Source organism: Paenibacillus sp. MT86 (assembly GCF_058792535.1).
Window position 1 is genome coordinate 6,769,293 of record NZ_CM179499.1, and the last position, 15,979, is coordinate 6,785,271.

14 protein-coding genes and 1 other annotated feature are annotated in these 15,979 nt (G+C 52.9%); of the genes, 5 read left to right on the plus strand and 9 right to left on the minus strand.

From position 1 onward, the window contains the following. The first annotated feature begins 109 nt into the window (after nt 1-109). A complete protein-coding gene (locus AC3RCL_RS30835; protein WP_492533766.1) occupies nt 110-1,366 on the plus strand; it encodes an MFS transporter in 1,257 nt (418 codons plus the stop codon). A gap of 13 nt (nt 1,367-1,379) precedes the next feature. Next, nucleotides 1,380-1,985 carry a DJ-1/PfpI family protein gene (locus AC3RCL_RS30840; protein ID WP_036659403.1) on the plus strand — a complete coding sequence of 202 codons (606 nt, stop codon included), beginning with the start codon at nt 1,380-1,382 and terminating at the stop codon, nt 1,983-1,985. A 68-nt stretch (nt 1,986-2,053) separates the two neighbouring features. Here the strand turns inward: AC3RCL_RS30840 and AC3RCL_RS30845 are convergent, their stop codons facing one another. Next, entirely contained in the window at nt 2,054-2,860 is an 807-nt protein-coding gene (locus AC3RCL_RS30845) for a phosphotransferase family protein (RefSeq protein ID WP_492533769.1), read from the minus strand. Between the two features lie 24 nt (nt 2,861-2,884). Then, entirely contained in the window at nt 2,885-3,340 is a 456-nt protein-coding gene (locus AC3RCL_RS30850) for an SgcJ/EcaC family oxidoreductase (protein ID WP_492533771.1), read from the minus strand. A gap of 228 nt (nt 3,341-3,568) precedes the next feature. On the opposite strand from AC3RCL_RS30850, the gene AC3RCL_RS30855 reads away from it, so the two are divergent. Then, complete coding sequence (locus AC3RCL_RS30855) at nt 3,569-4,399, plus strand: MerR family transcriptional regulator (protein WP_492533773.1); 831 nt, start codon at nt 3,569-3,571, stop codon at nt 4,397-4,399. A gap of 199 nt (nt 4,400-4,598) precedes the next feature. Continuing rightward, nucleotides 4,599-5,363 carry an SDR family oxidoreductase gene (locus AC3RCL_RS30860; RefSeq protein WP_492533775.1) on the plus strand — a complete coding sequence of 255 codons (765 nt, stop codon included), beginning with the start codon at nt 4,599-4,601 and terminating at the stop codon, nt 5,361-5,363. Nucleotides 5,364-5,479: 116 nt separating this feature from the next. Here AC3RCL_RS30860 and AC3RCL_RS30865 read toward each other — a convergent pair whose 3' ends face one another. Further along, nucleotides 5,480-7,060, minus strand: coding sequence for a sigma-70 family RNA polymerase sigma factor (locus tag AC3RCL_RS30865; RefSeq protein WP_492533777.1), 1,581 nt, complete (start codon nt 7,058-7,060; stop codon nt 5,480-5,482). Between the two features lie 64 nt (nt 7,061-7,124). Beyond that, a complete protein-coding gene (locus tag AC3RCL_RS30870; protein ID WP_492533779.1) occupies nt 7,125-8,096 on the minus strand; it encodes a hypothetical protein in 972 nt (323 codons plus the stop codon). Between the two features lie 120 nt (nt 8,097-8,216). Continuing rightward, nucleotides 8,217-8,493: a binding site (T-box leader), on the plus strand. Between the two features lie 51 nt (nt 8,494-8,544). Between AC3RCL_RS30870 and trpS the strand changes: the two genes are divergently transcribed. After that, nucleotides 8,545-9,528, plus strand: a complete 984-nt coding sequence (trpS, locus tag AC3RCL_RS30875) for a tryptophan--tRNA ligase (RefSeq protein ID WP_213580771.1) — start codon at nt 8,545-8,547, stop codon at nt 9,526-9,528. A gap of 209 nt (nt 9,529-9,737) precedes the next feature. Here trpS and AC3RCL_RS30880 read toward each other — a convergent pair whose 3' ends face one another. The 5 genes from AC3RCL_RS30880 to AC3RCL_RS30900 form a co-directional block, all read right to left on the minus strand. Continuing rightward, nucleotides 9,738-11,219 (minus strand): cellulase family glycosylhydrolase, encoded by a 1,482-nt coding sequence (locus AC3RCL_RS30880; RefSeq protein WP_492533781.1) that lies wholly within the window; start codon nt 11,217-11,219, stop codon nt 9,738-9,740. Between the two features lie 12 nt (nt 11,220-11,231). Continuing rightward, nucleotides 11,232-12,056: a MerR family DNA-binding transcriptional regulator gene (locus AC3RCL_RS30885; RefSeq protein ID WP_492533783.1), complete on the minus strand. Its 825-nt coding sequence runs from the start codon at nt 12,054-12,056 to the stop codon at nt 11,232-11,234. Beyond that, nucleotides 12,053-13,465, minus strand: coding sequence for an MFS transporter (locus AC3RCL_RS30890; protein WP_492533785.1), 1,413 nt, complete (start codon nt 13,463-13,465; stop codon nt 12,053-12,055). Before AC3RCL_RS30890 ends, AC3RCL_RS30885 begins: the two co-directional genes overlap by 4 nt. Nucleotides 13,466-13,695: 230 nt before the next feature. Beyond that, nucleotides 13,696-14,847: an ABC transporter permease gene (locus tag AC3RCL_RS30895; protein WP_492533787.1), complete on the minus strand. Its 1,152-nt coding sequence runs from the start codon at nt 14,845-14,847 to the stop codon at nt 13,696-13,698. Then, nucleotides 14,847-15,965: an ABC transporter permease gene (locus tag AC3RCL_RS30900; protein ID WP_492533789.1), complete on the minus strand. Its 1,119-nt coding sequence runs from the start codon at nt 15,963-15,965 to the stop codon at nt 14,847-14,849. Before AC3RCL_RS30900 ends, AC3RCL_RS30895 begins: the two co-directional genes overlap by 1 nt. Nucleotides 15,966-15,979 lie beyond the last annotated feature (14 nt).

The window sequence follows — 15,979 nt, forward strand, 5'->3', positions numbered from 1 at the left end:
ATACAGTTGCTCTAAATTGTCCTGTTCATTTCCGATTCCATGATTAAAATTAGCTTATTGCATGACATAGCGGAAGTAAAGACTTGGGAGAGGGGCTGACGGGGTTGCGATGAAAAGAGACCGGGGTTATGCATGGGTCATTCTCATATTTCTATGGATGCTAGGGTTTGCGGCGGCCATCAGCCGGTTTGTCATGTCTTATTACCAGCACGAAATGGCAAAGGATTTAAGCGTCGACCTTACCTTTATCAGCTTCACCTGGTCCGTTAACATTGCCGTTGCCGCCATCTGTTCTCCGCTCGGCGGATGGTTGACCGATCGATACGGTCCCAAAAAAATGATGCTCCTGAACGCCCTGTTTGGCGTGATGTCCATGCTGACCGTGCTTACGTTTCGTCATCCGGCGGGATTCTTCCTGGGGCTCGGGCTGCTCTCCGGCCTTTCCGGCATGGCTGCAAGTACAGGTTATGTCGTGGTTACAAGCTGGTTCAGCCGCCATAAAGCGAAGGCACTCATGATCATGACCAGCGCGAGCTCGCTCGGCCTGGCCATTCTGACGCCTCTATTTGTAAGCAACCGGGACTGGCTCGATTGGACAACGGCATTCACGTTCACCTTATGGATCACGCTTGTATCCATACCGCTCACCCTGCTTATCATGAAAGAACGAAAGCGCGAAGAGCACGAGGCCGACCCCTCCGCTGCTGAATCGCCCCCATCGGCTGGGAGGCCACGGATCCTCCCGATCGCCAAGGAGATGGTAACCAGCCGCACCGTGCTTCTGGTGGTCTTCGCTTTGTTCACATGCGGCTTCAGCATGGGAACGGTTGAAATGCACCTGATGGCCATCCATCGCCATCATCAGATCAGTTCGGTAATGTTCACGTCCTCACTGAGTATTCTCGGTTTGCTTGAGCTGACAGGCGGACTGCTGTTTGCCTTCCTCCTGGACCGGATGTCGAGGAGTTTGGCCTTGTCCTTCCTGTACGTATTTCGAATCGTGGCCTTTATGGTGCTGTATCTGCACTTCAGCGCCTCTCCGATCCTCTTCTCGATCATCTTCGGAGCCAGCTATTTAGGAGCCATTCCGGGCGGTATTCTGGTAGCCGGCGAGGCCATGGGCCATCGCTCCGTTGGATTGCAGGCCGGAACGCTGCTTATTTTCCATCAGGCGGGCGCCGTTCTCGGCTCCTTCTCCGGCGGATTCCTGTATGACCTTACGAACAGCTACCAAGCGCTGATCGGGATCAACCTGATATTCAGCGCTCTGTCGGCCATGGGCTATTACCGGATTCATCGTGCGCTGAATCGAAGGCGTTCCGTTCCAGGTCAGCCGGGCGGCGCCAACTTAAAAAAATCACTATAGGCAGGTGTTTTTGATGAAAATGGCTTTCATTCTATTCCATGGCATGACGGCCCTGGACCTGATCGGCTTCACCGAAGTCATGACCCGGCTTGCCCGCATCCGTCCCGAAGCGGATATATCCTGGGATTATTGCGCGCTGAGCACGCAAATTACCGATGATCGCGGATTGGCGTATGTCGTATCCCGGGTCAAACCGGATCTTTCGGAATACGATCTGGTCTTCGTGCCTGGCGGCTTTACCACGAGGGAGCTGAGGTGCGACCCCGATGTGCTGACTTGGCTGCAGACCGCCCGGGAAGCCAAACATCTCGTATCCGTCTGCACCGGATCGCTGCTTCTGGGCGCGGCCGGCTTGCTGGAGGGCAAGCGGGCTACCACCAACGCTTCGGCTTACGAGCTGTTGACACCCTACTGCAAGGAAGTTGTTCAAGCACGCATTGTACAGGACGGCCGTCTCTTTACGGGCAGCGGAGTGTCATCGTCCATTGATCTGGGCTTATATGTGCTCGAAAGGCTAACCGATGCAGCGACGGCGGAACGGGTCCAGACGGATATGAGCTACCCCTATTACCGGACGGGAACCTCATCCGCCGTATATCATGCGAAGACAGGCATGTAAATCCGGATGCGGCGACCGGGGAACTTGCCCTATATTATGGAAGCTGCTCTCCCTCCGCAGGAATTTCATTAAGCATAAGCACGGAGCCGGTCTTCAATAAGCCCGAGCAGCCAATCTCTTTCCCCGGGAACATCCTCTCTCAGCCTGGCCGCCGCTACGGGCAGCATCCACCGGTCGATATCCTCCAGCTTCGCACGGGATAATCGGCAGTACTCGCTCAGGTATACTCTATTCCACAGCATGCGGGCCATCCGAAGCGGAAGCACCAGGATGCCCGGCTGATCGACCGGGTTAAACGGCGATTGGAACATGAGCGATGTCCTGGCGACGTCGCATAGCGGGTTACCCACATGGGCATTGTTCCAGTCGATCGCCCGGCATCCGTTCTCCGCGACGATCACATTGTCCGGGTGAAAGTCGCCATGGCAGATGGAATCGCCTTCCGGAAATGAATCCAGCACCTTGCATATGGCCTGCGCTTTTTCTTGCAGGATGCCGCTTGCATCAAGAATCGCGTGTTCCAGCTTTTCTTTTTGCGGCGGCAGCAGGCTGGTCGTGCAGCTGTGCGTCGCATGTTGGAGCTGCGCCATATCCCGGGCGCACTTCGTTAGCTGAAACGGTGCCGATTGAACCTGACGCAGCATCGAAGGGCCCGTAATCCGTTCATATACCAGCCCCGTACGTCCTTCAATATCCACCATGTCAAAGACGGAAGGGGCGGGAACCCCCGCTTCCGCAACGATGCGTCCCATCTCCGCCTCATACGTCACCCATTCCGGGCGATACCCTTCATAATACAGCTTTAGTGCCTGAGACTCTCCCCATTCATAGACCTCTGCACTCCTGCCTTTTCCAATCAGCGCACCCTTCTTCAAAAGCTCATCCTCCACATCTTTATGTCAGCTGGATTTTGAATTCGAACGCATCATCATCCGCTGAATCCAGCCTGGCTTCTGAATCCGGCAGTTATGAAATGCCGATATCTTCCACTCTCCGTTCACTTTGACCAGCACGTTGGTATTAATGGAGAAGCGGCTGGTGGGCGGCTTCTTATGGAATCTGAGCTGCACCGCTCCCGTAGCCTGGGCTATCGCAAGCTCCGGGGTCAGGAAACGCAGCTGCGTCGGGGTCGGTCCCGCTACCAGTTTGGAGTCGCGGAGCACCCCGTCCCACAGCTTCTGATGAACCTCATCGATCTCTTGGCGGCCCTTCAAGTGCTGCCCGCTAAACGTTACGTAATCCGCATCAACCGTAAAGCATTCCGCATAAGCCCGGCCATTCCCTTCTCCCCACGCCTTGGACAGCGAATCGAATAATCTTAGGATCGCCTGACGATCCTCGTGCGTTCCGTTCATCAGCCTTATCTCCTTTCTTGCTCTTAAGCGTGATCACGAATCTTCTTTGAACACATTGTACGATAATCCGGCCGAACTGAATTCCCGCCCCGGGATGAAAACAGACTCGGTCTTGGGACCGAGTTGTTCCTTCTGATCCGGCGAGTTGCGTTCTTTACGTAGGCAGGAGAGCGGGATATGATATCGTTATCCACGAGAGACCGAATCGTAAAGGAGGTAGCAAACGGTATGATGAAGATCAGCGTTTTTGCCAAGGTCAGCGGCATTTCCATCAAAACATTGCGTTATTATGATGAGCTGGGCCTGTTAAGGCCGGCCCATGTTGATGAGCAAAGCGGATACCGTTACTATTCCGAGGAGCAGCTTCTGACCGTCAAGCGGATTGCCGCCTACAAGGAACAGGGGTTTACCTTGGAACAGCTCAAGTATTTTTTTGAAGAGGATATAGGAACCGATGCCGTAAAGAACAAACTTGCGGATAAAATGACGGAGCTTCGACATGCGATGCAGACCCTCCAGCTGCAGCTGGATGAGGTGAACAGCAGAATGTCGCGCTTGGAGCCATCGGAAGCCGGTGATCCGGCAGGCTTCATCCGTATCCGGGAAGTCCCATCCCAGCTCGCCGTATCGATTCGCGACCAAGTCCCCCGCAGCCAGCTATGTCTCTTGCTTGATGAGATTACCAAATATGCGACCTCTTATGGAGAAGAGGAAGCTAGCCAATTAACCATCCTTTGGCATGATCACGGGAGCGAGAATGCCGACATCGCCGACATCGAAGTCGCAATCCCCATAACCAGGGACATACCTGTTAATGGCCGTGTTCGTGTGGTCTACCTGCCGTTGCTTCAATCCGCCGCATCTCTTGTACATCGTTGTGATCCGTACGGTTATAGCTGTCCTGTTGCACCCGAGCTCAAAGCATGGATTTCGTCCCAAGGCCTTGTTCAATCGGATCGGGAGCCGATCCGCGAAATCTATCTCACCTCGGATAAAGATATCTATGGCAAGAAGCGCCCCGCGGAATTGCTTATCCCCTTACAAGGCAACGCGTTGTAACCCATCCTTATCGTGATAGGCTGTCGGAGCGGGCCTCTGCCCAGCCTCCATCGCCTCCATCCGTACTTGCAGCAGCAGTTATCGCCATGTCTTTGTTGTTCATGAATAACTCTCGAAAAATTCTAAATCAACCTCTTGACTCTCCCCCTAACCGGAGAGTGTACAGTAGCTTTAAATCAAACAAGAGGAGTGGAGTTTCATGAAACGATTGGAAAACAAAGTTGCATTGGTTACAGGCGGAAGCCGAGGCATCGGCAAAGGAATCGCGCTTCGGTTGGCGGAAGAAGGGGCACTGGTCGTTGTTCATTACGGAAACCGCCGGGATGCTGCGGTTGAGGTTGTGCAGACCATACAGGTTCAAGGCGGGCGAGCAATCGCCTTAGGTGCTGGGCTGGAATCGGTAGATGGAGCCAAGGGGCTTATTCATTCGCTGAAGGAGGAGCTGCTGCATGTAACGGGGGACCAGCATTTTGATATTCTGGTGAATAACGCAGGCATCGGAACCTCAAAGACCTTTGAAGAGACGACCGAGGAGAGCTTCGACGAGCTGCTTGCCGTTAATGTAAAAGCACCGTTCTTTCTGGTCCAACAGGCTCTGCCGCTCCTGCGTGACGGCGGGCGCATCGTCAACATCTCCTCCGGTGTGACGCGTATCGCCTATCCGCATATTATGGCTTACAACATCACCAAGGGAGCCATCAATACGTTCACCTTGCACCTCGCCAAGCTGCTGGGTCCACGCGGGATCACGGTGAATGCGGTTCTTCCGGGCATCGTGGATACGGACGTGAATGCTGCATGGCTTCATACTCCGGAAGGGCAGCAGCATGCCGCAGAGATGTCAGCGCTTGGCCGAATCGGTCAGCCGTCGGATATTGCGGACGTCGTGGCGTTTCTGTCATCAAGTGACGGGCGCTGGGTCACGGGACAGATGGTCGATGCAACCGGCGGCTCTCATCTGTAACTATGAAAAGAGCTATCCTTGCTTGGCATTAACGCCAGAAAGGATAGCTCTTTTGCTGTATTCTACTGTTCATCGGATTCGTCACTCTGCTCAATATCGCTCTTTTCCTATTTCGGTTAATCGGCTTCAGCTATCCGCACAACCGTCTTCCGCTCCGGGTTCCAGCGCCATAACGGATCCTTCCCCCTCACCTCCAAGCCTCCTACCCATTTATCGATCGATCCGGTACAAGCATAGTCGGTCTTACCGGCCAGCACCTCATGCCCCAAACTCGTCACTTGCAGCACCCGCTCTTGAAAATGGGGTACAGCCAGTTTGAAGTCAGGAAACGACGCTGTGCCATCGATAACCAGCAAGGAATCCGATCCCTCCGTCATCTTCTTCAAATAGTGCCAGAATTCAAGATCTCCCATTCCGAGTGTATGAAGCCGGTCACCTACATTGCGAAATAACTCATACGGCGTATGGATTCCGCCCGCTACAGCCTCTAACGTCGTCTGCTCGATGATCCCGAGTCCATGGCTCACAGAGGGCAGCCGTGCCAGATGGGCCTCGAATGCATCCTTCGCAAAAGGCAGCACCGAGGAATCCACCTCCAGCATGCGCTGATGTTTCACCGGCAGATCCGAGGTATAGGCTTCCCACAACATGCTGCCCAGCATAAGCTCTTCGTCTCCAATCGCGTGCCATGTGCCCGACAAAGTCTCGAGCTGCTCTGCGCTAAGCTGCCCCAGCCCGCGAAAAAGCTCGATGCCCGGGTATGCGCCAATGCACAACAGACTCAGCTTCGTATTCCCCAGTGACTGTTCCTTAAACCAATGCAGCAAGTAGGCCAGCATGGTCTGGTCAAACAGGTCATGCTCAAACCAGAGCACAACTTCGTCATATTTTCGAAAATCCTGGAGCTTCCTCTCCTGCGACTCGCAGGTCCCGATATATTCATTCTGTGGAATCCCCAGCGTTTGCTCCAAATACTGAGCTCTTGTTCTCCGATGATCCGGCTCGTCCATCTTCGTATAGACCGGACCAAACGAATAAAGCTCCCTCCACACCAGGATATCTCCTTGAATGTTCCCTTGCTTCAGCTTATCCCCTACCGAATCCCCGTTAACGATATGCAGCATGCGTTTTCCCCCCTCATACAGATCGGTGAACACCGATACAAAGTCGGCTACGTGCAGCGTGTTCTTGAGCTTCCGCCGGGCATCAAAAAGCCGTTTCTTCAAAGCCGGCAAGGAAATGTCCAAATATTGCGAGATCTCACGCAGGCTGTAGCCTTGAAAATAATAGAGCTGGACCGCAATCCTCATGCCGGGTGGCAAGTCCGCGATCGTGGCATGCAGCTGACCGATCAGCTCTCTCTTTTCCACGACCGACTCCAAGCTTCGCGGATCTCCCATCGGCAATTCTATCTCATGCAGCGGAAACGTCTGCAATTGCTTGCGGCGCAAGTCTCTGTAACACTGCCGCTCCACGATCACTTTGAACCATCCGGGGAAACGCCGGGGATCCTGCAGCTTATGCAGATTCGCAAAGGCCTCCGTAAAGGCCTCCTGCACGGCGTCCTCCGCCAAATGGGGATCCTGCAGCTTATCGTAGGCCACGGCCAGCGCCATGCCGGTAAAATGCCGGACCAGGCTTTCCTGAGCTTCGGCACTGCCTCTCCGGGCTTCCTCAATCCACTGGATCACGCTCACTTCACCTCCCTTCCGGTGTCTCTATCCCTTAAGTGCCGATCTAAATGAAAAAGGTTACCTCTCTTCAGGAAATGATCGTCTGCACCGGATGGATGATATATCGAAAATTCTCCATGGCCTTCGCCGGAGTCTCCGAAACACGGTTCCAATGATGGTAGAAACTGAACGGGAATTTAAATAGATGGCCGAAATCCCAGTCGATTACATCCCCGTCTATACCCGTCCAGTACTCCGGGTGATGCGGCAGCCAAGCCGATCTTGGAGCCTCCACGAGTGGCAGCCGATCCACCGGAGACACGATTCGGATCGGCTCTGCAGGATCCAGCTGGCGGCTGGCACGGAGCACCTTCACGATTTTGAGCAGACCCGGCAAGCCTCTGTGGAAATAATCATGATGGCCGAGATCGTACAAGATGTTTAAGGCATGCGAGTACGTCAGCATATGCCCTATCAAGTCATGATGGGCTTCTGCGCGGTAGATCACCGAATAAGAGGCCAGCTCGTTTAAAATGAAGGCCGACAGCTGATCGCCGTCCGTTATTTCCGATATCCCGTCAAGTTCATCCAGGGTCAACCGTTTGACTTCGGCAGCAGAATATCCGATCCAGGACCTTCCCGGAACCGTCTTCGTGAAAGAGGCTATTAATTCCGCGATATCGGCTGCTTCATGCCGTAGACCGCCTCCAAGCTCGTGGAGTGCAGCCAGGCTTATTGCGGCATAGATCACATTGTGCCCGACCCAGTGCAGCCCATCAATCGTATCGTCAAGGGCCGCAAGAATCCTTGATTCGGCACTTTTCACACTCAAGCTTTCCCCTGTCACCGTTCCCGACTGCAAATACTTGGCGATCATCCTTTGGTTCTCCGCCATAACGGCCTCCTCGACCTTCCCGGGCAAATGGTTTGCCTTTACAAAAAAATAACCCGCGATCGCGGCCGCTCCGTAATGAGCCTGCCAAATATCCCCTGTTAGCATTCTGCACTGCGACAGTATGGATAATCCGTCCCCAAGAATCGCTCTGTCCTTATCGCTCATCCTGCCCCCCCGATCCCTCTTGACATTCACCTAACATCTGTGTGATGATACTCATCAAATCATCTTGTTCTCTATTCACATTCGAACAGAGCTGCATAGATGAATTTAAGAACAACATACCACACGGCTATGAGAAGAAATAGTAGCTTATCTCTTGAGGTCCAAGCGAACCGGCGATTGGTGCGAGGCCCGGTACTCCGGAATAAGTGAATGGATCTTCTCGCTTCAACCCGAACCTCCGATCTGTGCCGGAACAGTAGGCCTTGACGGCTCTCCACCGTTACTTTGGGAGATATGGCAGGGATAATGGTGCTTTTCCCCATTTCCGCGTCATGCTAAAGAGCGACCGTACAGTCGAATTTGGGTGGTACCGCGAAAGTTACACTTCGTCCCATAGAGGGATGAGGTGTTTTTGTGTTGTTCGCAAACAAATTAGGAGGTGGTTATTATGCAACGATTATTGTCAGGCATCAAGCCGAGCGGAGATTTGAATATTGGCGGATATGGAGGTGCCCTCCGTCAATATGTGAAGCTGCAGCATGAGTATGAGTCCTATTTCTTCGTGCCGGATCTGCATGCGATCACGGTCTATCAGGATCCCATGGAGCTGCACCAGCGCACGCGCGACATTGCCGCGCTGTACATTGCGTCGGGCATTGACCCCGATAAAGCGACGATCTTTCTGCAATCGCAGGTCCCCGCGCATGTAGAGCTCGGGTGGTTGCTGGAGACGCAGGCGCATTTTGGTGAATTAAAGCGCATGACCCAATTCAAGGAGAAATCGGACGGAAAGGATACCGTAAGCTCCGCGTTGTTTACGTATCCGGTCCTGATGGCTGCCGATGTGCTGCTCTACCAGGCAACGCACGTGCCTGTCGGCGACGACCAGAAGCAGCATCTGGAGCTGACCCGCGATGTGGCCGAGCGCTTCAACAACCGGTATGGCCGCACGTTTGCGGTGCCTGAGCCGATCATTCAGGATATTGGCTCCCGCGTCATGGGGCTTGATGATCCGTCCAAGAAGATGAGCAAAAGCAACCCGAATAAGAACAGCTGCGTCCACATGATGGATACGCCGGAGGATATCCGCAAGAAGTTCTCCAGGGCCGTTACCGACTCCGATGGCCAGGTCCGGCATGACTGGGAGCAGAAGCCGGCGGTCAGCAATCTGATTGAAATATATTCCGTATTCTCCGAGGAAGCCATCTCCGTCATCGAGAAACGGTATGAAGGCCAAGGATACGGTACGTTCAAGAAGGAATTAGCCGAAGTGGTCATCGAGAAACTTCAACCGATCCAGGAGAGGTTCCATCAAATCGTGAATTCCTCCGAGCTTGATCGCATTTTGATGGACGGAGCGAAGCGGGCTTCCGAAACCGCAGTCCCGACACTGCTTGCCGCCAAGAAAGCGATGGGATTGGTCACGTTCTGAAAGAACCGAGAGGGCGTCCCCTTAATTACTGATCCTTATCGGGAATCAGAACAAGGGACGCCCTGCTTATTTTTGTCGGCTGGCCTTTTTATGTTGTACATAACCGTCTCACCGCTTTAGTCTGTCCTGCCTCGCTATAAACCCATGGTTCTTCTGATTCCCGACTTGTTTATTGAGATGCCTGCCATGTCGCTGTCGCCCCCTTGACATCATCTCCCTATCGTAACCGTAATCTTATTCCCTTGATCAGGAACGGTGATCGCCAAGATGCCGCTCTTCGAATCCGGGAAAGGACGCAGCTCGATTTGATTGGCGTCCGTACCGGCGACCGCCACGTCGCTCCTGGATATCGACTCCAGATGGGGATGGTAAATCAATGTCTCTCCAACGGATGAAACGAAATCTATACTTAAACTGCCGGTATCATGATCATAACGGTATGCTGAGAGCACGCCGGCTGTCGCTTGCGGATACGCGCGATTCAACGCCTTGGCATATGGGGCTTCCTTGAAGCCGTCGCACCAGCACCAGTATGTATTGCTCCAAAGATACCGCTCCAATATCGCAATGATCTGCCTGGAAAGCTGAAAGGTTGCCGGATGCTGGGAGAAAGCTCCCCATTCCCCGACCAGGACCGGCACGTTCAACCGTTCCTGCACCTTGCGATGGGTAGCAAAAATCAGCTCGACGCGATCCTGATTATAAATGTCATAATGCTCCGTATCGACCACCAGATCATAGCCGTGCGGTGCGAACACCTGATGGTGTAAGGTTTGACCGGCTGGATCCTGCACAAGCTGCAAGCCGGACTCGATCCCCATGTTCGAAAAATAGCTCGTTTCCAGCATCAAAAATCCGTCCGGGGAAACGGAGCGAATGGCTGCCGCCGTCTTGTTGAAAAAGGGCGCGAGAACCTCCCGTTCGAAGATTTGCGATACTTCTCTGGCGCTGTCGACGAGTATGCGGTACGTATCCATCTCTGCCATCCCGGCAAGAACCTCCAGCCTCTTTTCCTCGTCAAACCAGAGTCCGGCAAGCTGCTCCATGTTCGGGTCGGCTATTCCCATCACATGACCCGCATATGCGGCAATAATGGTGCCGAGCACCTCCTGTCCGCTTGTTCCGGGGTACGGCTCGTTCATCAGGTCATAACCGATAATATTCGGGCAATCAGCCATAAACTGTGCCGCATGCTTCCACATCGCTGCATAGTGATCCTGCAGGCCGATCCCGTCGGAAGCGGGCGTATTCCGCCAGAAGTGATCCAGAGCACGGTTCACAGCCGGACTTTCCAGGTAGGCGTCACTCCATATATGTCCGGTAACATGAGGAAGATCATCGGAGAGGGTCGCCCACGCCGGAGCCCCATCGCCATAGTGCACGCTGTACAAATCCTGATGCATATCCAGAAAAACATAGAGATCATGCTGCTCAGCCCATACAACCTGCTGCTTGATTCTGCTCAGATATGCATCGTCGTAGACCCCAGGCTCCGGCTCGACGCCATCCCATATTAAACCTAGACGGATAACGTTAAAGCCTTGTTCGCGAAACCAGGCGAACAAAGAGGCATCACAGGGCTCAACATATCCTTTTGCCTTGTCCTTGCATACGAGATTGATGCCGTTCAGGATCACTTGAGCGCCGTCTTCATTCAAGAATCGTTGTCCGTCGACCACTATTTTTTTCATGTCTGCTTCCCCCTACCGTTCTTCTACCGGAATGTAAATTTCAATGTAATGATTGTCGTACTGGTTATAGAGATTGACTTCAAGAGAATGGCCTGCGATCGTTAGTCCGCGATTGCGAATGAAAGCTTTCATCTGATCATAGTGATGGTCCATCTTGGCGTAGTCGTCCCTGCCGATAATCACGCATTTTCTGGCACAGTAGCGAGGCTCCAGTCTCTGAAAGACGGAAGAGTCATCCTCCATCGGGAAGGTGGACAGAATGCCATTGTACAGGTAATTGTGATAACGGCCTGCGTTAAGGTTATCTTGGGACACAATCGATATGGTATGGCAGAATGCAAGCCATTCCTTGGCATTGATTCTGCGTATCTGTTGCTGCACTTTGCTCCCGAGTCCCTGATCACCGCTCTCCATGATTGAATCGGTAAGGAGCACCCAGCACGGATGGCTTAGTACAAGCTCAATGACCTCCGTGTTATCGAACCGTTGCAGCTGAACATTAAGCACTTCCAGCTTGTGAGACAAATGTTTCAAATAAGTCCGCTGGCGATCGATGTCTTGTCGCTTGTCGGAGAGCAGCCTGCGCATAGCGTTTAGGCTGTTGTCCCGAAGCAGCGCTTGGATTCGCTCGATCGACACATCCATTGCCCGCAGCATTCGAATCGTGATAAGTGAATCGAACTGCTCAAGATCATAATAGCGGTACTTGTTGGCGTCCCGATTGCGGGAATGAAGCAGTCCGATCTTATCGTAATAACGCAAGGTATCGATCGGGATATCCAGAATTTTGGACACTTCGCCAATCGTAAAATTCAAATTTAACGCCGGTTCCTTCACATCTTCACCCCCCCTCTTCTGGCATTATTGCTGAACGCGGAGATGTCATCCTCTTTTTTCTTATCAAAAGGATACAACGCCAGCGGAATTAATCCGAGGAGAAAAGCGGCTAATGGAATCAAGCCGGTTGCTACCCGAATGCCGAGCATGGCGGACTCGGACTGTTCCGCCGCAAGACCGTCATATCCGTATGCCCCGATCACATTAATGAAGATAACCGTCTGCAGGCTGGAGAAGGCGACCGTGAATAACGAGAACAATCCGTTGAACAGCCCGGTTTTCCGCACGCCGGTCGTGCGCTCATTCTCGTCGATGAGCAGCGCCCCGACCGGAGATATTGCCGTTCGAAGATAGTTCACGGTGAAGACGATCAGAACGTAGGATGCGGCCGCGGTCCATATGCCGTCAGCAAGAAAGATCCCGCCGTATCCGAGCACCACAAAGATGGTCCCCAGGTATACACTCTTCTTCGTTCCATTTTTCTTGACGATAGATCCCATGACCGGCAAGAACAGGAGCGCGATCACATGCGTACTCACATCGATGACGGTAGCTTCGATACCCGTTGATTGCACTACGCTGTCCATGTAGTAGAGAAACGGCGTAAAGTAGAAAAACACGGGGCCGGTGACAATGGAAAATATAACGAAGGTGAGGAAAGGTCTGGACTTGATGATCTGCCAGGCTTCTTTGTAAACCTCTTTTGTATCGGTATGCTGCTTATCCAGTGATTCGTACATTAACGCATCTTCTCTCAGTCCCCTCAGGGCCCAGGTGAAGAATATCGCTTCCGCCACGATTACGGCAGAGAAGATCGGGATGATCACCTCCTGCTTTCCGTCCCCGACGAGGAGCAGCGTCGGAATCAAGGTGATCAGAAATGACATCCCCTGGGATAAGTAGTTCTGGATCACACCAACATCGATGCGTTCCTCCTTGGTTGGAGCCGCGATCAGCATAAACGATTGATAGGCTATACTGTAAGCGGTTGCAGCCGTGTCGTAAATAAATAACAACGCGGTATACAGCAGAAAGATCAACCACTGATCCCATGCCGGATTAGACAGCATCATGAGGAAGGAGGAAACGATCATGAACGGCACCGTCACTCTCATGATATAGACGTATTTCCCACGCTGCGCTCGATGCCTCATTCGGTCGATCCATACGCCAAGCACCGGGTCGTTAATCGCGTTCCAGATGTTATAGATAATGTACACCCAAGCGACATACTTCGGACTGAGGCCGATGATATCCGTGTAATACTTCAAGAACACATTGTGGATGAGCACTCCTCCGACTGACAGGATCGGACCAGGAAGAGCCAGACGCCATTTCTCCCCTAGAGTCAGTCCGGTAGCAGTGAAGCGAAAGGCTTGCCGCAAGGCACTTCGCGCTTTACCTAACATTTACCATCCCCCGATCGTTCAACGTTTCAACCAGATCCTGTATCTTGAACTCATTGTAAACCATGGAGTAACTCCAGATGGAATAGCTTTGTTCATTTTTTCCAATAGATTTTTCGACGGAAGAACGGGTTCTAGACTAATGAAAAAAGGAGCCTTGCTGTTCAAGCAAGCCCCTGATCGCTTATAGCCGGCCATCCTATGTGCAGTACAAGGAGACCCTGCCATTAAATTTAAATATAGCTCTGCGTATCTCTGTTTCTTGCGAACTTGTAGGTTGCAATCAGCGATAAGGCCAAGGCAAAAGCCAGCAGAATCGCCACGTTCAGAATCACGTCGGTCAGGCCGCTTCCTTGCTGAAGCTTGCCGAACGTATCGAGCAGCCAATACTGCGGCAGGAAATCGGCGATTCGCTGAATCGCTTCGGGCATCACGGAGAGCGGGAATACACACCCCGCCAGCAGCGATGTCGGCATGATCACCATCGTCTGGATTCCGTTAGCCATCATGGTGCTGTCCGAGAACGCGACAATGACCTGCGATAAACTAACCGCGACCAGAGCGAACAGCGACAGAATCAGAAACATCTGCCATAATGGAATGCCTGGCTCGATATGAAAGAACCGGGTCATGACGAACAAGGTGGCCGCAATCTGGATCATCATCAGAATGATGTTCACGATGGCATTCGAGAAGACGTAACTGCGGGCCGTAATAGGCGACGATAAGAGTCTATAGTACGTACGGTTCTCGCGATCCCGGATCGTCAATGCCGATAGATTCACGGCGGAGAATAGCATGAACACAACCAAGTAACCGATCGTCCGGTTGGTCATATCATGATTGGCCGATTGATCCGCAACCATAGTCGTGGACAATTGAAACGTAGAACTGCGGTAACCGCTGTATAATTCGTTAAACGCGGCGGCGTCGCCACCCGCTATAACCCCCATGGATGAAATATTCTGGACGTACGCGTTCAGATACGATTTGACATATCCCGTAACCTGAGCGCCCTTAATCGACTCGATCCGGACCGGCTCGGGTGTCCCCTGAATTACGCCTTTCGCAAACCCTTCGGGGAAGATCAGCACCGCATCCAGCTCACCCGACACAACCAAGTCATCCGCTTCCGATTCCCTAATGACCGATGCCTCGGTATGCTCCAATTGAGCAACAAAATCGATCGTATCTTGCGTGACCTTCTGTTCAATATCGTGATTCACGATGCCAATGGTAACGGAGGTATCGCCGGAGCCCTTGTAGATTAAGGTGGATAGCAGAATGCCGACAATGGGAAGCGCAATAACGAGCAGCAGATTTTTATAATCCTTCAACGAGGTCAATATCGTCTTTCGAATGAGCCAGAGCATATCCTTCGACATTACAGCCCCTCCCTTCTTCGCATCGAAATCATGGCTACCGCCAGCAGCAGGATGGAAAAACCGATATTCAGCATCATCGCATGCATGGCTGCCGACCCACTGCCTGAATAAATGAGCTGCAGCAGAGCTTCATTGGACCAATGCAAGGGAGAATACGTTGCCGCCTCCCTCATGAATCCCGTTGTGCTTGCAACCGGCGTATATCCTCCGCCAAAGAACGCAGCCAGTTGAATAATGACCATGATGACAGCTCCGGCTGCATTGCCCTTCAGCACGTAACTGATGCCGAGCCCGAGGCTGAGCGCAAACAGGATCTCGGTGAACAACACCAGGAATACCATGATGGGGTTCTCCCCCCAGTAGGCATTGAACATATATTTGCTGATCAGCACGACGATGATGACAAATACGGCATTGATTGCAAGCGTGCCCGTTATTTTTCCGGCAAAAATCTCGGCTTTCGTCACCGGTGAAGCCAATAGGCGCTGTGCGGTGTTTCGCTTTCGCTCACTATCGATGAGTCCGCCTGCCGTCAAGGCGCTGTACAGGATGATCATCGTGGTGACCGCAATCGAAAAATAATCAAGCGAACCCGGCTGCCTCGCTCCCTGAATGGAAGACTCCAGCACATAGCTCCCTCCATCATCAACAAGCGGCTTGCTCTCATATTCCGGATCGATCTTCGCGGCTTCCGCTGACAGCCGATACCGGTCGGCAAAGGCGGACAGCATCCCCTGCACAATCCCGTTCTCCAGGCTGCTGCGGCTGTTTCCCTCATATCGGATGCCTTGGCCGTCTATTTCCACGTAACCGGTGTACCGGTTGTTTCTCACTTCCCGCCCTCCGTCCATGCCTTCCTCGATCTGCTCAAAGGCCATGCCCGATGAGCGCTCCGCCTCCTGCATGAATGCCTGCCATTGCTCCGTAAGCGCGGGTTCTGCTCCATTGTTATGGTATAGCACCCGAATGCCTCCAATCGTGGTACTGCCGTTAAAAGCATTCGAAAGCGCCGTCCCTAGGATCAGAATGAGCAGCACCGGGGTTGCCAGCATAAATACCAGCATCTGTGGCTCCCGGACGATCTTCATCTCCTTCAGCGCGATTCTCAGCACGTTCATGTACTTCCACCTCC

Excerpts from the sequence above, each read along its gene's own strand:
- AC3RCL_RS30895 (WP_492533787.1), bottom strand. The coding sequence starts at position 14,847 with ATGTCGAAGGATATGCTCTGGCTCATTCGAAAGACGATATTGACCTCG.
- AC3RCL_RS30870 (WP_492533779.1), bottom strand. The coding sequence starts at position 8,096 with ATGAGCGATAAGGACAGAGCGATTCTTGGGGACGGATTATCCATACTG.
- AC3RCL_RS30855 (WP_492533773.1), top strand. The coding sequence starts at position 3,569 with ATGATGAAGATCAGCGTTTTTGCCAAGGTCAGCGGCATTTCCATCAAA.
- AC3RCL_RS30860 (WP_492533775.1), top strand. The coding sequence starts at position 4,599 with ATGAAACGATTGGAAAACAAAGTTGCATTGGTTACAGGCGGAAGCCGA.
- trpS (WP_213580771.1), top strand. The coding sequence starts at position 8,545 with ATGCAACGATTATTGTCAGGCATCAAGCCGAGCGGAGATTTGAATATT.
- AC3RCL_RS30840 (WP_036659403.1), top strand. The coding sequence starts at position 1,380 with ATGAAAATGGCTTTCATTCTATTCCATGGCATGACGGCCCTGGACCTG.
- AC3RCL_RS30835 (WP_492533766.1), top strand. The coding sequence starts at position 110 with ATGAAAAGAGACCGGGGTTATGCATGGGTCATTCTCATATTTCTATGG.
- AC3RCL_RS30880 (WP_492533781.1), bottom strand. The coding sequence starts at position 11,219 with ATGAAAAAAATAGTGGTCGACGGACAACGATTCTTGAATGAAGACGGC.
- AC3RCL_RS30900 (WP_492533789.1), bottom strand. The coding sequence starts at position 15,965 with ATGAACGTGCTGAGAATCGCGCTGAAGGAGATGAAGATCGTCCGGGAG.
- AC3RCL_RS30890 (WP_492533785.1), bottom strand. The coding sequence starts at position 13,465 with ATGTTAGGTAAAGCGCGAAGTGCCTTGCGGCAAGCCTTTCGCTTCACT.
- AC3RCL_RS30850 (WP_492533771.1), bottom strand. The coding sequence starts at position 3,340 with ATGAACGGAACGCACGAGGATCGTCAGGCGATCCTAAGATTATTCGAT.